The 20,321-nt window shown below is 40.2% G+C and carries 14 protein-coding genes; 5 read left to right on the forward strand and 9 right to left on the reverse strand.

The features are described 5' to 3' along the window. Nucleotides 1–290: 290 nt before the first annotated feature. Both QL986_RS09340 and QL986_RS09345 read left to right on the forward strand, forming a co-directional pair. Nucleotides 291–2,978 (forward strand): TonB-dependent receptor, encoded by a 2,688-nt coding sequence (locus tag QL986_RS09340; RefSeq protein ID WP_013464672.1) that lies wholly within the window; start codon nt 291–293, stop codon nt 2,976–2,978. A 107-nt stretch (nt 2,979–3,085) separates the two neighbouring features. Further along, on the forward strand, nt 3,086–4,453 hold the full coding sequence (locus QL986_RS09345) for a hypothetical protein (RefSeq protein WP_013464673.1): 1,368 nt from the start codon (nt 3,086–3,088) through the stop codon (nt 4,451–4,453). Nucleotides 4,454–4,476: 23 nt separating this feature from the next. Here QL986_RS09345 and QL986_RS09350 read toward each other — a convergent pair whose 3' ends face one another. The 6 genes from QL986_RS09350 to QL986_RS09375 form a co-directional block, all read right to left on the reverse strand. Then, nucleotides 4,477–4,731: a hypothetical protein gene (locus QL986_RS09350; protein WP_013464674.1), complete on the reverse strand. Its 255-nt coding sequence runs from the start codon at nt 4,729–4,731 to the stop codon at nt 4,477–4,479. Between the two features lie 16 nt (nt 4,732–4,747). Beyond that, nucleotides 4,748–5,584 (reverse strand): peptidoglycan binding protein CsiV, encoded by an 837-nt coding sequence (locus QL986_RS09355; RefSeq protein ID WP_138687010.1) that lies wholly within the window; start codon nt 5,582–5,584, stop codon nt 4,748–4,750. After that, nucleotides 5,584–9,057, reverse strand: coding sequence for a transcription-repair coupling factor (gene mfd / locus QL986_RS09360; RefSeq protein WP_290191483.1), 3,474 nt, complete (start codon nt 9,055–9,057; stop codon nt 5,584–5,586). Before mfd ends, QL986_RS09355 begins: the two co-directional genes overlap by 1 nt. 50 nt (nt 9,058–9,107) lie before the next feature. Continuing rightward, complete coding sequence (locus QL986_RS09365) at nt 9,108–10,001, reverse strand: carbon-nitrogen hydrolase (protein ID WP_290191484.1); 894 nt, start codon at nt 9,999–10,001, stop codon at nt 9,108–9,110. After that, nucleotides 9,998–11,053, reverse strand: a complete 1,056-nt coding sequence (locus QL986_RS09370) for an agmatine deiminase family protein (protein WP_013464678.1) — start codon at nt 11,051–11,053, stop codon at nt 9,998–10,000. Before QL986_RS09370 ends, QL986_RS09365 begins: the two co-directional genes overlap by 4 nt. A 114-nt stretch (nt 11,054–11,167) precedes the next feature. Continuing rightward, complete coding sequence (locus tag QL986_RS09375) at nt 11,168–11,776, reverse strand: PilZ domain-containing protein (RefSeq protein WP_013464679.1); 609 nt, start codon at nt 11,774–11,776, stop codon at nt 11,168–11,170. Nucleotides 11,777–12,076: 300 nt separating this feature from the next. Here QL986_RS09375 and QL986_RS09380 point away from each other — a divergent pair, with 300 nt between their 5' ends. The 3 genes from QL986_RS09380 to QL986_RS09390 are packed head-to-tail and all read left to right on the forward strand — an operon-like array spanning nt 12,077 to nt 16,749. After that, complete coding sequence (locus QL986_RS09380) at nt 12,077–12,634, forward strand: sigma-70 family RNA polymerase sigma factor (RefSeq protein WP_013464680.1); 558 nt, start codon at nt 12,077–12,079, stop codon at nt 12,632–12,634. After that, on the forward strand, nt 12,631–13,707 hold the full coding sequence (locus QL986_RS09385) for a FecR domain-containing protein (protein ID WP_013464681.1): 1,077 nt from the start codon (nt 12,631–12,633) through the stop codon (nt 13,705–13,707). The genes QL986_RS09380 and QL986_RS09385 overlap by 4 nt, the downstream gene beginning before the upstream one ends. Before the next feature lie 9 nt (nt 13,708–13,716). Next, entirely contained in the window at nt 13,717–16,749 is a 3,033-nt protein-coding gene (locus tag QL986_RS09390) for a TonB-dependent receptor (protein ID WP_013464682.1), read from the forward strand. 65 nt (nt 16,750–16,814) lie between these two features. Here the strand turns inward: QL986_RS09390 and QL986_RS09395 are convergent, their stop codons facing one another. From QL986_RS09395 to aceK, 3 genes are all read right to left on the reverse strand, one after another. Next, complete coding sequence (locus QL986_RS09395) at nt 16,815–17,258, reverse strand: PA2169 family four-helix-bundle protein (protein ID WP_013464683.1); 444 nt, start codon at nt 17,256–17,258, stop codon at nt 16,815–16,817. A 173-nt stretch (nt 17,259–17,431) separates the two neighbouring features. Next, complete coding sequence (locus tag QL986_RS09400; RefSeq protein ID WP_013464684.1) at nt 17,432–18,370, reverse strand: LysR family transcriptional regulator; 939 nt, start codon at nt 18,368–18,370, stop codon at nt 17,432–17,434. 16 nt (nt 18,371–18,386) lie between these two features. Continuing rightward, on the reverse strand, nt 18,387–20,105 hold the full coding sequence (gene aceK / locus QL986_RS09405; protein WP_013464685.1) for a bifunctional isocitrate dehydrogenase kinase/phosphatase: 1,719 nt from the start codon (nt 20,103–20,105) through the stop codon (nt 18,387–18,389). Nucleotides 20,106–20,321 lie beyond the last annotated feature (216 nt).

A 20,321-nucleotide genomic window follows, 5' to 3' on the forward strand; every position in this document is an offset into this window, starting at 1 on the left:
GTGATAATTACATTTGATTACAAACTCTACTCATTTGATTTCAGCTGTGTTTTTTATGTGATTGCTTGGTCTTTAGTTTATGATTTTTAACTGTTTTTATTAATTAACAATGAAACATACTGTAACCTTTGTTCCTTTCGTGGGACGTCTTAATTTTCATTGATTGCATAGTGATCGTTCGTTAAGTTTTCATTCAGTTAAAGACGCCTAAGTTGCTCCCGCTCACTCAAAATTCTCATAAAAGTGAGCATTACCAATTTAGGTAAATTTTCAACAAGTAGGGTTCATCCATGAAAAAATCAACTCTTGGTTTAGCTGTAATTGCAGCGATCCCAATGTTCTCAAGTGTTCAGGTTTTAGCTGCAGACGAAGCAGCAAAGTCAATTGAAAAAATTCAAGTAACGGGTTCTCGTATTAAGCGTTCAGATATGGAAACTGCTAGCCCAGTTACACTTATCGGTGCCGATGAAATTAAAGCATCAGGTGCAACATCTGTAGATAGCGTATTACAACAAATGACGGCTACGGGTGGTGCAATGACAAACCCTGGCGTTAATAATGGCTCTGGCGGTGGTGCATCTATAGATTTACGTGGTTTAGGTTCACAGCGTACTTTAGTACTTGTTAATGGTCGTCGTATGATCAATTCAGGTACTGGTGCGGCTTCAACGGTTGATTTAAATACTATTCCAGTATCAATGATCAAACAAATTGAAGTACTTAAAGACGGTGCTTCTGCTGTATACGGCACAGATGCTGTAGCGGGTGTTGTAAATATTATCCTTAAAAATGACTTTGAAGGTTTAGATTTAAACGTCAACACAGCCATGACTTCAAAACATGATGCGTCAGAAACATCAATCGACTTTACCTTAGGTACAACATTTGACAAAGGTAATATGGTTTTTGGTATTCAATACACTGATCGTGGTGAAGCAAGTCAAGGTGATCGTGGTTTCTCATCATGTCCTTTATTTGAAGGCGAAAATGGACTTTTCTGTGGCGGTTCTTCATTCAGCGAAGGCGGCCATATTTACAATGTTAATACAGCTAATATCATCAACGATAAAGGTGAAATCGAGAAGCAGGGTGTTGCTGACGATGCTGGTTTAAGTGGCCTTGGCGGTAACTTACACCGCTATACCGATGAAAACGATGCATACAATTATGCGTCTAAAAGCTACCTATACACACCTATGGAACGCTTAAACATCACAGGTTTAGGTAATTATGAACTAAATGATGACACAATGCTTTTCAGCGAGTTTACCTATACTAAGCGCTGGTCAGAGCAAAAGTTAGCACCACAGCCTATCAACTTTGGCTTTAAATATACCGAAGATATGGGTGACAGCTTACTGTCACAAACTTATGATAAGCGACAAGTCGTTAACGGTGCATTTGTAAAAGATGCTAATGATAATTACGTTACAACACCGACTAATTACGCCTATGGTGATGAAATAAGCTACCGTCGTCGCATGGCTGAAAGTGGTACTCGTGACTTATCGCAAACAGTTGATACTGTTCGTGTTGTTGTGGGTGCTGAAGGTATTATTGGTGATTATTCATGGGATGCATCAGCAAACTTTGGTCGCAATGATTCTGTTGATAAAATGAGTAATCTGCACAACGTTTCTGCAATCACAGAAGACTTAGCTGCAGGTACATTTAAGCCTTTAAATGAGGCATCTTGGTCACAAGAAAACATTCAAGATTATATATACACAGAGCAAAACTCAGGTGGAAGCCAGTTATTTATTTTGGCAGCTTCATTATCTGGTGAAATGTTTGAGCTACCTGCAGGTTATGCTGCATTTGCAGCGGGTGTAGAGCGTCGCCAAGAAAAGGCATGGTATAATCCTGATTCAATTGCTGCTCAAGGTCTAGGTAACGATCCACGTGTAGATCCAACAAGTGGTGGGTTTGATGTGAATGAGGCTTATGTTGAGTTTGCATTACCCTTACTATCTGAGCTTCCATTTGCAGAATATGTTGAATTAAGTGCGGCAATCCGCGCGTTTGATTACAGCACTTTTGGTTCTGATGAAACATGGAAACTTGGTTTTACTTGGAAAGCAAATGATGAATTGATGTTCCGTGGCGTACGTTCAACCGCATTCCGTGCTCCAACGGTAGATGAGCTTTACTCAGGTAATGCGCCATCTTATGAGCAAGTAAAATACCCAGGTGCTGATAGCCAGGCAGAAGTAACTGTGGGCGGTAATCAAAATCTAACACCAGAAGAAGCTGATACTTTAACGTTTGGTGTGGTGTACGAACCACAATGGTTTGAAGGTTTCTCAATGACCGTAGATTACTACGACATTGAAATCGAAAATGCTATTTCAACATACAACAACCAATTCGTTGTTGATCAATGTATTGGTAATTCAAACAGCAGTTCAAACGAACTTTGTGCAAGCACAGGTGCAATTTTACAAGCTGATGGTCGAATTGTTTTCAATAATCAGCTTCGTAATATTGGTTCTGAAAAAACATCTGGCATTGACTTAAATCTGAAGTATTCATTTGATGCATTAGGCTTAAGCTGGAGAGCTGGCCTTGATACAACATATTTAGATGAATACGTTGTTGATACGGGTGCTGTTGTAGATTACGCTGGTTACATTACGGGTGGCGCTGGTAGTTACGCAGATATCAAATCAAACTTTAACTTAACAGTTAAAGGAGATAACTGGGATGCAACTTATGAAGCACGCTACATTGCTGGCCTAGATAGCTTCGCATGTATTGATGGTGAGACATGTTATGCACCTTCAACGCCTTCAGTTGTGTACCATGACATTAGTGGATCTTACTTAATTAATGATACAGTGACATTGTCTGCAGGTGTTAATAACTTATTTGATAAAGAGCCACCGTATTACTCAGGTAATAACGATTCAAACACTGACCCGTACACGTTTGATACGTTAGGTCGTCGTTTATTCGCTGGCGTAAACGTTAAGTTCTAATTTTAATTCATTAGAACTACTAAAAGGCCTAGTTTTTACTAGGCCTTTTTTGTTGAACAAAATTAGAGAGGCACGTAAACTCAGGTAGATAACCAAAGGAGGCATCATTGTTAAAGCAAGACGAAAATTTATCGTTTGTTATTGAACCGCAACTATCACCGCGTGCAGAGCAGCGTCTCGATCTTTATTTTTCTATCCCAAACGAAATGGGTATCAACGCGCAAACACTCAGCGAAGAGTCTTACTTTAATAACCAATTTAAATCTTTTGTAGCCTATAACGCGAATAACATTCATCTTCCATTGGTACGAAGCCGTTTTGTTAGTAAGAACAAAGGTGAGCAGCAAGATTACCGACAAAATTTAAATTTATATTGTTATCAAGTGCGTCTGGCAATTGATGCCGATATTAAAGATGCGTTAAAAATTCAAGAAAGCGATGAGTTTTATCAACGAGCCATGGAGCTCTGTGAACAAAGCCAAAGCCTACTTAGAAAACTCAGACGTTACACCCCAGATAACGAAAAGCTGATCCCGTTTTATACTAATGCTGATAACTACCTAAGCTGGCAAATTGAACAAACTTTTTTAAAGCTACTTGATGAAGGCCCGCGTAGTAGCGATCACGCTAAAGAACGAAATGACTTATTAAACTTTTGTAAGTCAGAGAGTGAGTATCGAGCAGAGCAGCAATATAATTCTGACTCAACGCTTAAAGACGCCAACAGAATTACTAATAAGATGCGTTTACTCCAGCGTTTAATAGAGCATGGAGTGATTTTACAGCGCCAAACACGCTATCTTAATAGCTATTTAAAGCGGTTGGTAAAAGGCTCTGTAACGGCTGTTATAATGGCTTTTGTGATGGTGGTAATACTCAATGCGCGTTCTACCTTTACTGAAATAACCGCTTCATTAATTCTAATTTTAGGGGTTATTTACGGGCTAAGAGAAATATTTAAAGAAGATATTACCCGTATTATTTGGCGTGCTATTGTGCGAGGGCGGCCAAAATGGCGCTTTATTTTTAAAAACAGTATCACAAAAGATAAAGTGGCGAGTCAGTTTATTTGGTTAGAGTACACCCGGTTTAAAAAAATCCCCAAAGAAGTGAGGAAAATTTTTTCTAAGCGTCGTCAGCAAAACAAACAGGCGGCGCAATGGCTGCATTTTGCTAGTGAAACCCGGGTAAGTGCTAAAGAATTTTTGCCAGGCTACGATAGCTTGCAGCAAACGCTGCAATTTAATCTCGCGCCGTTTGCACGTTATTTAAAAAAAGGGGAAGGGAAGCTCTATCATTTAGAAAACAATAAAATTTCTAAACAGGGAGTAGAAAGGCGCTATCAGTTAAACATGGTATTGGTTCTAACCGAACCGGATAAAACGCTCTATCAGCGTTACAAAATCACTTTAAACCGCAGTAAAATAGTCAACATAGAGCTTATTTACACCAGCGATGCAAAAAAAGAGGAATAACATACGTTATTCCTTTGTTGTCCTTATTTATCCGTTAGCCCTTTTTTGCTGTAAAGCGTTACTTTGTCTGATACCAGGGTAATTTCGATGTTTTTAGCGTCATCACCCCAAGTACAGCTAGTATGTAATGTTTTTTCTACACAGTTATCAGCACTGCCTAAAAGTGCTTCAACTTCTGTTTTGTCCATACCAATTTTAATTTTTTCGTAATTTTCCATGCTTACTTTTGAACAAGCAGCAAGACTCAGTGCTGCAGCAATTATTAGGAGCTTCTTCATTATTATTTTCCTACTGTTAATGGTTAAATTTTCGAATTTGTACAATCATACCCATACGAGGATGATCAAAGTAATGAATATCTTCGCTGAAAACGCGTCTAAATTGTGAAAAACGGGCTGATTCTAGCTCACCATTATCTTGCTTTTCACTAATATCGAAATCCGCATTAATGTATAAATAATGGCGTAAATGTATTTTCAATAAGCCATCTAACTCCCATTTCATGGTCGGAGACTGTGCTTCATTAAACAATGGCTCAGGAGTATCAAGTAAGCTAATAAAGTCGGAATTGGCGTAACTAAAACCGGTGTTCATATTGTTTTTTAATTGGTTGCCTGCAAATAAGTGCATACTGGGTGAGCGTGATTTACTTGCGCCTTCAAACCGCCAGCCGGTATGTAATATAGGGGTGAGTCCTTTGCGGTCTAAAGCTTGGCGTTGTTGTTCAAACTGCAGTTGTTCAGGAGCGAGCAGGTAAGTTTGCTCCATCGAATCTTGTACTGGTGCTTGAGGGGTTACTGGCAGCACATCGTAACTTTTTACATAATCAATGCTGTCATTACACGCTGCAGACTGTGGGTTTGAATTAACCAAAGTGTCAGCAAATGTACGTGTTTGAAAGCGTGGGTCACCGTTTATACACGCGTCCATTGCTTGGTTTTTATAAGCAGAGGCCAATAAATCTAAGGTGTTTTTATCTTCAATGGCGTCATGCTTTAAGCTAAAGTCTTCTTGTAAGTAAGGAGCAGGGTGCTGTTTAAATATTAACACCTCTACTTCAAACCAGCGCTCTGCAAATGCAGTACTGCTAAATAAGCAGCATAAAATAACCAGCGATTTTTTCAGCAACATTAATGGCTAACCTTTTTTTCGAAATCTGCAATCATAGCAGTGATCATTTTTAAGCGTTCACGGGCATTCGCCTCGCTAATGGCAAAGCGTAATTTATTTGCGCCATCCATTTTATAAATGTGTGGCGCACTTTGTATCAAACCAATAATGAAGCTAGGATTAACCTTGGTATTTTGACTAAACTCAAAGTAGCCTCCTCTCGGGTTAGCTTCTATTTTGGTTATGCCCAAATTGCTCGCCTGCATTTTTAGTTGTTGTAAACTAAATAGGTTTTTAGCTGCATCAGGTAATAAACCAAATCGATCTATCAATTCTACTTGCAGTTCATCAATATCAGCAAGGTTAGCACAACTTGCTACACGCTTGTACATACCTAAACGCGCGTTAACATCATGAATATAATCATCAGGTAACAAGGCAGGTAGCTTTAAATCAACTTCGGTTTGTTTTTGTAATAAATTTTCAAGGGTTGGCTCTTGACCATTTTTAAGCGCGTTAACAGCCTGTTCAAGCATTTCCATGTATAAATTAAAGCCAATGGTTTGCATTTGTCCAGATTGATCGTCTCCTAATAGCTCACCGGCACCACGAATTTCTAAATCGTGGGTTGCTAAGGCAAAGCCTGCGCCTAAATCTTCTAATGAGGCAATGGCATCTAAACGCTTTTTCGCATCTTTAGAGAGCGCTTTAGGGTTACCTGTGAGTAAATAAGCATAGGCTTGGTGATGACTTCTACCAACACGTCCGCGTAATTGATGCAGCTGAGCAAGACCGAGTTTATCGGCTCTGTCCATAATAATGGTATTTGCTGTGGGTACATCAATGCCGGTTTCAATAATCGTAGTACATACCAGTACATTGTATTTTTGGTGATAAAAATCGGTCATGATCTGCTCAAGCTCTTGCTCTCGCATTTGCCCGTGGGCTGAGGTAACTGTTGCCTCAGGCACCCATTCGCTAATTTCCTGAGCAACACGCTCAATGGTTTCTACATTGTTGTGTAAAAAGTACACCTGGCCGCCGCGTTTAATTTCACGCAGTACCGCTTCGCGAATAAGCTCTTCTTCGCGTTGGCGCACAAAAGTTTTAACAGCTAAGCGTTTAGCCGGTGGGGTAGCAATAATAGATAAATCGCGCATACCACTCATGGCCATATTTAAAGTACGGGGGATAGGGGTTGCGGTCAGGGTGAGTATGTCAACATCAGCTCTCAGGGCTTTAATTTTTTCTTTTTGGCGCACCCCAAATCGGTGTTCTTCATCAACAATTAACAGGCCTAAATCTTTAAAGTTGATGTCTTGTTGAATTAGTTTGTGCGTGCCAATAACCACGTCAAGCTTGCCATTACTCATTTTTTCAAGGGTTTCTTTTTGCTCTTTAGTTGAGTTAAACCGAGACAATACACCCACTTCAATTGGAAAATCAGCAAAGCGGTCTTTAAAGTTATCGTAGTGTTGTTGAGCAAGTAGGGTGGTAGGGACTAAAATAGCAACTTGCTTATTATCGTTAACCGCAACAAAGGCTGCACGCATTGCTACTTCGGTTTTACCAAAGCCTACATCACCACAGACCAAGCGATCCATGGCTTGTTTTGATTGCATATCACCCAGTACAGCTTCAATAGCGTTACGTTGATCATCCGTTTCTTCAAACGGGAAGCTATCACTAAATTGACGATAAGCTTGGCCATCCAGCGTAAATTTATTACCCGGCTTTGCTTGGCGCTGAGCGTAGATATCGAGCAATTCAGCAGCGACATCGCGTACTTTTTCAGCGGCGCGTTTTTTTGCCTTATCCCACGCATCAGAGCCGAGCTTATGCAGTGGGGCACTGGCTTCTTCACCGCCAGAGTAACGGCTAAGCATATGAAGCGCTGATACCGGCACATAGAGCTTTGCTTCACCGGCATAAATAATGGTTACAAATTCAGTAACCACACCGGCAGCATCAATTGTTTGCAGTCCTTGATAACGGCCAACACCATGGTCAAGGTGCACAACCGGTTGGCCTTCTTTTAACTCTGCTAAGTTACGAATTAGCGCATCTTGGCTTGCTTCATACTTGTGCTTACGTCGTCTGCGTTGTGATACTTTAATTCCAAGCAATTCTTGCTCAGTAATAATGCTCAGGCTAGGTTTTGTGCTAAGCACGACACTTTGTTCAAGTGGGCTTACAATTAAACCAACGTCACTACTGCTGTTGGTAAATTGCTCAAAAGTATCAAATTCTTTAAATTTCAAGCCGCTGGGTTTTAATATACTCAGTAAAGATTCACGTCGACCATCCGACTCAACACTAATGACAACTCGGCCTTTTTTCTTTTTTTGCTCTGCCACATAGCTAATGAATGCGTTGTAAGGTTCATGTTGTTTATGATCAATGCGGACATTGGGTAATTCATTAACGGCAAGGTTTTTATTGCCCGCTTTAGTGCCCAATTTTGCTTGCGATAAACGAATACGGCCATAATTGCCCAGGTTTGAAAATAGCTCATTGATTGGCTGATACAATTCATCCGGCGGTAAAAGTGGGCGCAAGGGGTCCACACGGCGGTTTTCATAGCGTACATTAACATCGTGCCAAAAGTTATCCGCCGCATGTTCTAAATCGCCTAGCTGCATCACGGTTGTTGATTCAGGCAAATAGTCAAAAATAGTCGCCAAGCCATCAAAAAATAATGGCATGTAGTATTCAATACCTCCAGGCCAATTACCTTTACTAACTTGCATATAGACAGAGTCTTGCTCTGCGCTTGCGCCAAACTTTTCACGGTAGTTTATTCTAAAGCGTTCAATATCCGTGTCGTTAGTGGGGAACTCATGGGCAGGAAGTAACTCAATTTTTTCTACTTTTTCATCTGAGCGTTGTGTTTCCACATCAAATAAGCGAATGGTATCAAGCTCGTCATCAAAAAAATCGAGCCTAAATGGGTGTTTACTGCCCATCGGATATAAATCAACAATAGAGCCACGTATTGCATATTCGCCATGCTCCATAACTTGTTGCACGTGCATGTAACCCGCTTGCTCTAAGTTTTCACGCAAAGCGTGGGTGTCTAATCTATCGCCCACTTTAAAATTAAGCGTTGAACCGTATATAAACGAAGCTGGGGCCGTGCGCAGCATCAGCGTTGATACAGGCATAATGAGCACGCTTTGTTGCTCGTTTTTCAGGGTATTAAGCGTTGCTAAGCGCGCTGAAATAATATCTTGATGGGGAGAGAAATGATCATAAGGCAATGTCTCCCAATCCGGAAATATCATTACCGGATTATCAGGAAGCAAATACTCTAATTCGGTTTCAAGGCGCAAAGCACTTGGTGTATCTGGCGTAACTATTAACACTAAGTTATCTTGTTGTTTTACACCTTGTGCAATGGCAATGCTCAAGCCACTGCCTAAAAGCTCGCCCCATTGAATTTTATCTTTTTGAGATTTTACCCAAGGCAAGGCTGCCCATTGCTCAAACGCCATTAATTACTCCATTAAATTAGGCTCTTAGCTGCTAAGAGCCATACTATTATTTAGTCGCGATAGATTTTTGTTAAATCTTGATAATGATCAATTCTGCGGTCGCGTAAATACGGCCAGATACGTCTTACGTTCTCGCTGCGTTTTTGATCAAGTTCAACCATTAATATTTGTTCACTTTGATTATCGGCCTCTGCCAATATTTCGCCTTGGGGACCTGCAATAAACGAGTTACCCCAAAATTGAATGCCGTCACTTTGTCCACTCGGGTCGCGCTCAAGACCAACACGATTACAGCTAATCACTGGAACGACATTGGCTACCGCATGGGCTCGCTGTGAAATAACCCAAGCATCTTTTTGGCGGGTTTGCTCGTCTTTATCATCGCGTGGATCCCAGCCTATGGCCGTTGGATAAATTAAAAGCTCTGCACCTGCCATCGCCATTAAACGCGCCGCTTCAGGAAACCACTGATCCCAACACACCAGTACGCCAAGTTTGCCCACTGAGGTTTGAATAGGCTCAAAGCCTAAGTCGCCTGGGGTAAAGTAAAACTTTTCATAAAAGCCAGGGTCATCCGGTATATGCATTTTACGGTATTTACCGGCAATACTGCCGTCTTTTTCGAGCACCACTGCGGTATTGTGGTAAAGGCCTGTAGCGCGCTTTTCAAATAAAGACGCCACAATCACAATACCAAGCTCTTTAGCAAGTTCACCTAACGTATTACTACTCGGCCCAGGTATTGTTTCGGCTAAATCAAAGACGTCGACATCTTCGGTTTGGCAAAAGTATAAACTACGGTGTAACTCTTGTAGCACAACAAGTTGTGCACCTTGACTGGCTGCATCGCGAATGCCAGCAATTGATTTTTCAATATTGTGTTCAGCGTTGTCACTGTTGCTTTGTTGCACTAAGGCAACTGATAAATTTGCAGGGCTTGTCATTGTGCTGCTCCAGCTAAAAATCCACGAGGTAATTGCATTGTAATGCAGTGAAGACTGCCAAATTGCTCAATAATAGGTAAACAATTTACCCCAATAATTGTGTGATCTGGGTATGCTTTTTGAACCTGTGCTAACGCGCGTTGGTCGTTTACATCGTTATAAGTAGGCACTAATACCGCATTGTTAATAATTAAGTAATTTGCATAGGTGGCGGGTAAGCGCGTGTTTTCATCATCGTACACGGCTTTTGGCCATGGCAACTCAATTAGCTTATATGGGGTGCGATCGGCAGTTTTAAAGCTTTGTAGTTGCTTTTGCATGGCATTAAGCGCGCTGAAGTGCTCATCGCTTTTATCGTCACATTGCACATACACAAGGGTATTATTTGGTGCAAAACGCACTAAGGTATCAATGTGGCTGTCGGTGTCGTCACCTGCTAAATAGCCATGATCAACCCATAAAAAGTCTGTTGCGCCCAAGTGCGCTTTTAAAAGCGCTTCTATGTCACTTGGGTTTAAATTTGGGTTACGGTTTTTATTAAGCAAACATTCGCTGGTTGTTAGCAACACACCATGCTCGTTTATTTCAATACCGCCTCCTTCAAGTACCATATCGAGCGCTTGATAGTGGTTGTTTTTGCTACTTAACTCTTTTACCAAAGTACGATTAATTTGATTATCTAATGCGCTTTCAAATTTATTGCCCCAACCATTGAAAGTACAATCATATACTTTTAGTTGCTCGGGTGAGTCAATAGCGCTACAAGTAAGCGGGCCATGATCGCGAGCCCACGTATCATTGGTAGGGGTTACTACAAAATGAACACGATTCAAAGGGATGTTAGCGCTATTTAGCAATGCTGTAATATGCATTTTTAAGGCGCTATTATGCGCCACAATCACAAGCTTTTGCTGCGTTGTTATATGCTTAGCAAGCTCAATATATACAGGTTCTACACGGGCTAAATTATCAGCCCAATCTGTGTCTTTATGCGGCCATGTAAGCATAACAGCGTCTTGCTCGGCCCATTCAGGTAAAAGTCTAAAGTTCATGGATTTTTAATACAAATAAAGATGGGGCTAGTTTAGCAGTTCAATTACTGCTAAGTCACTTCTAAATGAGCGTTTGGCTCACAATTTTAAAGCGATTTGAGAAGTAAATAAACGCTAGCTTTTATCGTTTGTACTCTCTTTGGCTTTTTCAAGTTGCTGGCGCTTTTTAAGCTGGCGAGTTTGCGCATGTAAGCTGGCTCTTACAACCAGCTCTTGGTCGCTGTCTCTTATTGATACAAATAACAGAGTATATTGGTAGTGCTCATTATCTTGTTTTTCAATGGCAACCACTTCGCTATAACAATACACCGCAGAGGCCTCGTGTTGTAAAAAAAGTTTAGTACGAAACTTTTGCCCTAATGTATACAAATGTTCACTGGTAAACTTAATGCCGCCACCGCCGTAACTGTCGCAATAGATAGAGTTATCTTCTGGTTGTTCAGAGGCTAAAATATGACTCATGATCAAATCTATTTTGCGCGACTGAGCTTGTAAAAAAGTAGTTAGTTCTTGGGCAATATCACCTAAATTACGCAAAGGGCCTAAGGCGCTTTGCTCTAAACTGCTTACTTCGTTAGCAAGTTTAAATAAAGGCGGAATATCAGCGTCAAGTTCAGCTAAGCTTTTTGGCACAGCCGAATCATCCACGGCAAACAGATTGACGCGATTACTTTCCTCAATTTGAAAATAAAGCTCAAAATCTGATAATTTTTGATTATTCATATGTAACTCCTATCCGTTAATAGTAGCGTTGCGACTACTAAATTACTACACAACACGCCAATAAAATTAAGCTAAATATCTGTTTGCCCTCATTATAAAAAGCCAAATCAACTAAAATTGCGCTAACTTTCAATATTTACCAAACAGGCATAATGATTAAAAAAGTTTTAAAAGGTAATACGTTTACATTGCACTATGTATGTTAGCAACTAATAAATAACCAATAATTAACAAAACTCCTTGTAATTAGCCCTAAAACTCGTAATCTTACGGTAATAATAATAACAAGGGACTACCCACGTGGCTCGAGGACTTAAATTAGCCAGTACATTCTCAGACATATCCACGCAACTGCGGCGCTTCGTGTCTAAAATTGTGTTGCCTGACGATGTTGATGATATTGTTCAAGAAACCTTTGTTAAAAGTTATGAAGCTGAATTAAAGCAAGATATTCAATACACCCGTAGCTACATGTTAAAAACAGCTAAACACCTAGCACTTAATCATATAGCTAAATGGGATAATAAATTTAGTACCCCTTTAAACCACGAAACTGAACTTCCCAAATTGCTTAAATCAATGCAATTAGAAGACGAATACACCTCTAAAGAACGTTTTTTATTATTTTGTCGGGCGACTGAGCAATTAAGTCCTGTTGTAAGAAAGTGCTTTATTTTAAAAAAAGTCTATGGAATGAGCCAAAAAGAGATCGCACAGCAAATGCAGCTAAGTCAAAGTACGGTAGAAAAACACATTGCCAAAGGGTTATTAAATACCATGCTATATATGCGCGAACAGTCACACGATGAGAGCGACCATTGCCAACAAAGTGCGGACATAATGAGGGCAGCAAAATGAATAACATCCATCAATTTACCTCAAAAGAATTAATATTAGAAAAAGCATCGCAATGGATCAGTGCTATTGACCGTGGCCTTACAAAAGAAGAGCAGGAACAATTTAAACTGTGGATGCTACAAAGTACTGCTCATCAAAATGCGGTGTATGAATTAGCTCAGCTTTGGGATGACCTGAGTGTACTTAACGAACTCAGCGTATTATTTCCAAATAAACAATCGGCTAATAGCAAAACAAAGCCTGCGTATGTATTTGGCATGGCAGCAAGTATTGTTGCTGCATTAATGATGTGCAGCTATTTATTGCTAAATATAGATAGCAATTTCAACAAAAATTTAGCCAAGGTAAATTATACAAAAATTTATAAAACAAAAGTTGGTGAGCAAGCAACCTATGTTTTACCAGATGGCACAATTGTACAACTTAATACCAATAGCTCATTGGAAGTCGCTTATAGCCAAGGCCGTAGGCAATTGTTACTAAGTCGTGGCGAGGGCCGTTTTAATGTTGCTAAAGATGCATCACGCCCATTCAGCGTGATGGCCGGTGATAAAAGCTTTACCGCTCTCGGTACTGTATTTAATGTGCAGCGCAATACTTCGTCAGATCTCGAGCTGGTTGTTACTGAGGGTAAAGTGATGATCACCGATCCTAGCGTTGCTGTTAATGCTGATGATTTTAAAGCGTATCAACAAGCTGATAATAACAATCATGAAATTCGTCAAATTAATGCCAATATCGTGATTTCCGGTGAAAAAGCAATTATTGAACAAAGCGTTACCAAACCAATCACACAGTTATCGGTTGATGATGTGCAGCGTGACTTAGCTTGGCAAAATGGCATGTTGATATTTAATGGTGAGCAACTGGTTGATGCCTTAAACGAAGTTAGCCGTTATACCGCTACGCGGTTTGAACTATCATCTGATGAGTTAGCCCGTATAAAAGTGGCCGGTGTTTTTAAAGCGGGTGATGTGGCAGGGCTGTTAGAGAGCTTACAAAATAATTTTTCGATTGAACATGAACGTTTAGGCGAGCATGTTGTTAGCCTAAAATATCAAAAAAAATCATAGGTAATCGTAATGAAAATCACACCATTGTTAATCAATGTTGCTCGTAAGGGTGTAAAAAGTAATTTAAAGATTAAAAAAATGATAAAAAACTATAGAGGATTTTTGTTTGCTAACTGTTTATATAAGTTGCGCAGTAACCATACGTGCCATTTAACTCAATTTGGCCTTGTTGCACCGCTGTTTTTAAGTATCAGTGTGTATGCAAGTCAAACCGAGGGGAAAATGATGCAATTTGATATAAAAGCGCAACGAGCAGACAAAGCCTTAATAGAATTTGCTAAGCAAACAGAACAAACTGTGGTTTTTTCGTATGAACTTGCCAAGCAATACGAAGCAAATTCGTTGTATGGATTTTATTCTCAACTTGATGCACTAAAAGCATTACTGGCTGAGACACAGCTCGATGCGGTTGTTGATCAAAATGGTTTACTGAGTATTAAACTCAAACAAATCAATAGGAAAGATAACAACATGATGAAGCTTTCAGGAGTTAGTGCAGCTGTATTACCTGCTTTACTTGCAGTTAATTCACAAGGAATCAATGCCGCTGAACAAAGCGCAGAACAAAACATCGAAAAAATTGCTATTGTAGGTAGTCGTGTGGCAGGGCGCTCAGTTGAAGACTTACCTGTCCCCGTTGATATTTTAAGTGCAGAAGCACTCGAAAATACCGGCCAAACAGAAGTTGGCCGCATGCTTCAAGCTATTGCACCTTCTTTTAACTTTTCAAGTTCATCTATCAGTGATGGTACTGACGCATTAAGACCAGCAACGCTACGTGGCCTAGGGCCAGATCAAACGTTGGTATTGATCAATGGTAAGCGTCGTCACCAAGCCAGTATTATTCATATTAATACTTCGGTGGGGCGTGGTACGGCGGGTACCGATATGAACGCTATTCCAGCCTCAGCAATTAAACGTATTGAAGTACTGCGTGATGGCGCTGCGGCTCAATATGGTTCTGATGCAATTGCCGGTGTTATAAATATTGTGCTCAAAGATGGCAGCGAAGGTGGTAAAGCCGCTATTAACTACGGTGAGTATTCAGAAGGTGATGGCGAAACTGTTAACATCGACTTTAATAAAGGCTTTGCTTTAGGTGACAATGGTTATTTAAATACAACTATAAACTACCGTGACCGCGCACCAACTAACCGTGCAGGGCTTCATGGTTCATGTCAATTTTATGGTTGTACTGAGCTCAGTGACGGCACGTTACTGGCAGGCGACCCGCGTGAACTAACCGCGCCACGCGATACATTTAGAATTGGCGATGCCGACTCTCAACAATTTGGTTTAACGGTTAACACCGGCTACGAATTAGGAGCGGGTGAACTATACGGTTTTATTACCTACTCAACGCGTGATAACGAATCAGCAGCATTTTTCCGTCATAATGCCAATGCCGGTGGTAACCCAGTATTACAAGATGGTGATGCGACAGTTCCGGCTGGCTTTTTACCAAAAATAAACACTACGATTGACGATATTTCATATAACTTTGGTTATAAAACGCAGTTTGATAACGACTCAAGCTTAGACTTATCGTACACCTATGGTGAAAACAGCATTGATTACACCACTAGCGATACGATTAATGCCTCTTATGCCAACTTCTTACGTTACGACCAAGGCTTAAGCGCTGCAGATATTCGCGCCACTATTCCACGTGAAGGTTACGCGTATGGTATGGAGTTATCACTGCAAACAATTAATCTTGATTTTACTCAAAATTTTGATGATTACTCATTAGCAATGGGCGCAGAAATACGCACCGATGAGTACCGTATTTTAGAGGGCAGCGAATACGCATACCGTGATTACGATACCAACAATGGTGTTAATATTTATGATGGACTGAGCGGTGGTATTGGTAGCGAAAATGCATCAGGTGGCACACAAGGCTTTGGTGGTTCATCGCCAGCATCGTCGGTTGATGAGTCGCGCGATGTGATCTCGTTTTATTTAGACGCTGAAGCTTACGTTATTGAAGATGTGATTATCTCAGGGGCGTTACGTTACGATAATTACAAAGGATTTGGCGATACAGTTAACTTTAAACTCGCGGGTAACTGGTCATTAACCGAAGATATTTCACTTCGTGGTGCATTAAGTTCAGGCTTTAGAGCGCCTTCAATGCAGCAGTTGTACTTTAACAACATCAGCACGCAGTTTGTTGTTGGTCCTAATGGCAATTTAGTGGCTGAAGAAGTGGGCACGTTTAGAAACGATTCAACCCTGGCGCAAAGTTTAGGTATTCCTAAGTTAACAGAAGAGAAATCTCAAAACCGCAGTTTAGGTATTGTTTATAATGTAAGCGATAATATTAATGTAACGCTTGATTACTACTCAATCGATATTGACGACCGTATCGTAATTAGTAATCGCTTAGGCAAAGGTTTATCAAACAGCCTTGATGCCGCGTTACTGAGCTCGGGTGCTGGTGCAGGACAGTTTTTCTTAAATGGGGCTGACACAGAAACGCAAGGTATCGACTTTGTAGCTACATGGAATACAGAAGGTCTAGGCGGCACACTTGATTTTACTTTAGCGGCTAACTTTACAGAAACCGATGTGGTGTCGTTATTTACACCTGCAGGTTCTGGGCTTGAGACCGTGCCAGTTGATGATGTGTTTTCTGATCAAGAAATTTCTATTATTGAAGAATGGCAACCAGAAGATCGAATTAACTTAAGTGCACTTTATCGTCGCGACGACTGGACCGTAAACCTATCGCTTAATCGCTTTGGTGAATACACAGTGGAAGATGGAGGCCGCCAGACTTATGGTGCTGAAATTTTAACTGACATCAAAGTAAATTACTTTGTGACTGATGACTTATCGGTAAATATTGGCGCAAATAACTTATTTGATGTTTACCCAGATGAAAACACCATAGGTAATTCACGTTCAGGCACAATTGTAGATGCTCAAGGTAACACCATTGTCAGCAGCGATGGTGTATTTAAGTACTCACGTCGTTCAGCGCCATTTGGCTTCAACGGTGCTTACTACTACTTAGGTGCAGAGTACCGCTTTTAATTAATAACTCTCCTATTGTTATTTAACAACCAAAGGGCCGTAAGGCCCTTTTATCGTTTTTAAACTTAATGTTTTTGCATTTTACTCATTTCAGCATGGCAGCTCTGCATAGTAAGTAATACTTTTGATAACGCTGCTTCACAATCATGTGATTGAGGCTTTTTTAACGCTGTTTTGATTTCTTCTAAGGTTTTATCTTCTACTTCTTCAAGCTCTTTAATGTAGGTTTGGTCGTTATCGCTAGTAAATGTACTGAGCAAAGCGGTAAATGCTCTGCGTGCTTCTACCGCGAACGAAGAGCCATCTTCACGTGCACCTTGTTGATTAATTGCATAGGGTTGTAAGCTTTCAACACTTACTTTGCGGGCGTCGATCATGCGCTGAAATAATGCACTTACGCTAGGATCTTGTACTTTATCTTGTGCTTTTTCGTAAAAGTCGATACCGCTATTCATTACTTGGATAATGTCGGTGATATGATTTATCTCTTGTCCATGATGGGTGCTCATAATAATGACCTCTGTTAATTTAAAATACATAGATAACTAAGCAAGCGGCATTCCAATGCGGTTTTATTTTTTTAACTAATTGTTTTTCATGGTTTTATTATTGTGAAGAGGTCTAGGCAAGCTTGCTAACATGCTGCTAGCAAGCAAAATTTACATAAAAGCATGTAAGAAGGTTATTTAAGCTCTTCAGCTACTTCGGCCACTTTTTGACGTAACCAAATATGGCTAGCATCTCTGTGTAACAAAGGGCTCCATATCATATCAAGTTCAAATGGTGGAATTGGAAAGGGTGGTTCAAGTATTTTAAGCCCCGGATCGTCTACATAAATATTGGCCGCTTTTGAAGGTAAAGTCGCCACGAGGTTTTTTTCTTTCGCTAAATGAATCGCAACATGGTAGTTACGAGTAAAGGTGGCAATATTTCGATGCTTCCCAAAATGTGCGAGCGCTTCGTCAACCCAACCCAGCTTTTGCACATCTTTAGGATCCATGCCAACCCCAACACCAAAGCCTGTTTTACTTACCCAAATATGACGGGCTTTTAAATAGCTATCTAGGCTAAAGTTTTCAATAATAGGGTTGTCGGATTTTACTAAACAGCAAAAGCTATCTTTCCAAATTCGCTTATGATGAAACGATTGCGGTAAGTTCTCAAAGCGGTTAATTGCCATGTCTACTTTACCGTTTTCTACATCATGAAAAGTTACATCGCTGGGCGTTAAAATATCTAATGTGGTGTCTGGGGCTTCTTCATGTAATTTCCCTAATAAACGCGGTGCCATGGTACTGGCTGCATAGTCACTGGCCATAATTCTAAACACGCGTTTACTTTGTTTAGCTTCAAATTCGCGATTAGGTGCTAGCGTTTCTTCAAGCGTCATCAAAATACCGCGAATAACAGGCTGTAACTCAATAGCGCGCTCGGTCGGCACCATACCATCGCTGGTACGCACTAAAATAGGATCGTTAAAAAGGTTACGTAGGCGTTTAAGTCCATTACTCATTGCCGGTTGAGTAATACTAAGCTGGTTAGCAGCACGAGTAACGTTACATTCGCGCAGTAATGTATCGAGGTAAACCAGTAAATTTAAATCTATTTTACTTATATTCATTGTGTGTCCTTAACGTTTACCAGTAATGGATAAAACGCTGTGCTGTAGGATAGGGATAAATATGACTCACCTTTCCATTTTTTATATTTTGTTGTGCTTGTTTCCAAAAGCTCACATCAAGTAGTTCTGGGTGCGTACTGGTTAAAAATTGTTTATATGTTGGGTTAGGCATTACAAAGGTACATAATTGCTCTGGAAATACATCTTGCGGAGCAACCGAGTAACTTTGTTCATCCATCAAATAATCATCATAACTTTTTGCTTTGGGTAGTGCTCTAAAGTTCATGTCTGTTAAATATTGCACTTCATCGTAATCATAAAAAATAATACGTTTGTGCTTACTTACACCAAAGTTCTTTAACAGCATATCGCCAGGGAAAATATTCACGGCAATCATTTCTTTAAGCGCCTGGCCATACTCTTCAATGGCATCGGCGGCACTTTTTTCGTCTGCATTTTCTAAAAACAAATTAAGCGGTGTCATTCGCCGTTCAATGTATAAATGTTTTATGATTAACCAGTCACCCTCAATCACCATCGATGAGCCAATGGTTTTGTGCAACTGTGCTAACAAGTTACTATCAAATCGTGCCAAAGGAAATACGACGTTTGAATACTCTATGGTGTCAGCCATTCGGCCAACACGGTCATGACTTTTAACCAGTTGATAGCGTTTTAATACCGTATCGCGACCAAACGGCTTACTTTCACCAAATTTATCTTTAATAACTTTAAATACATAACCAAACGAGGGTAGGGTAAATACCATCATCACCATACCCGGTGTACCGGGAGCAATGGTAAATTCATCATTAGAATGGGTTAAATGATTCAAAAACTCGCGATAAAACTCGGTTTTACCTTGTTTATGAAAGCCTATGGCGTTGTAAAGCTCGGCGAGGGTTTTATTAGGCATAAGTTGATTTAAAAACCGCACTAACGCTGAAGGAGCATGAGTTTCTACCATAAAATAGGCACGCGCAAAGCCAAAAATAACGCGCATTTGCGACGACTTTGTAAGTAAGGCATCTAAATAGAGGCCTTTATCTTCATGGTGTAACACGGCAATAATAAAAGGCTGAACGCCACTTTGTGATACAACGCGCCCCACAATGTAAGCGGCTTTATTACGATAAAATGGGGTATGTAATATATCAAAACGCATTTGCCAATGCTGGTGGTGTGTATCGGGTGCTTGTTTATAAAAGGCTTTAACTAATAAACGAATATCGCGTTCTAGGTTGACAAAGTCGGCCTTAAAATCAAAGTGATTAATAATACGCTTAATGGTGGGCTTTAAACCATCTACAACAGGAAAATAACTACGGTATTCAGCTTCAACGGGCACAGAAGGCGCATCTTTGAGCGTGGCTTCTACAAAAATAAAGTCATTGTGAAAATAGCGGCGGTGGTACAGGCGGCAGAATACTGAATTATAAAATGTTTCAGCAAGTTCTGCTTGCGGATGAAAACATAAAAAGTGTTGGTAAAGCTTTTTCACTTCAAGCCATAAGCTCTCGTTTAGCGCGTCTGTTTGCTGGCGTTCCCTTAGTGTTTTTGTTGTTTCGTTTACCCGATCATCGTAATAGCTTATACGCAGGCGACTTATATCATTAATAGCTTGCCAGTCTCTTTTAGCAAAAGCGTAGGGAGCCTTGGCTGTTGTTCTTTGAAACAGCAAATAATGCTTTTTAAAACCGGTTAAAATTAATTCAGCAATTTGGCGTGGTTGCATCAGTACTCCTTAATAGACGCCTTTAGGTGTTTAGGATAATGCCGGTGGTTATACCAATTTTATTAAAAACATGATCATTCTAGCGTTTTAAATAATCCGCTAGCTGCGTTAAAAATTATTTATATAGAACAACTATGTATCATAATTTTCGCCTTGTTATCGACTTATTTCTTTGTCGCTATAATAGATCACTAATTTAATGCAATTGGTATTAGT

Origin of the sequence: Pseudoalteromonas sp. APC 3250 (genome assembly GCF_030407915.1) — a bacterium.
GTDB classification, from domain to species: domain Bacteria; phylum Pseudomonadota; class Gammaproteobacteria; order Enterobacterales; family Alteromonadaceae; genus Pseudoalteromonas; species Pseudoalteromonas tetraodonis.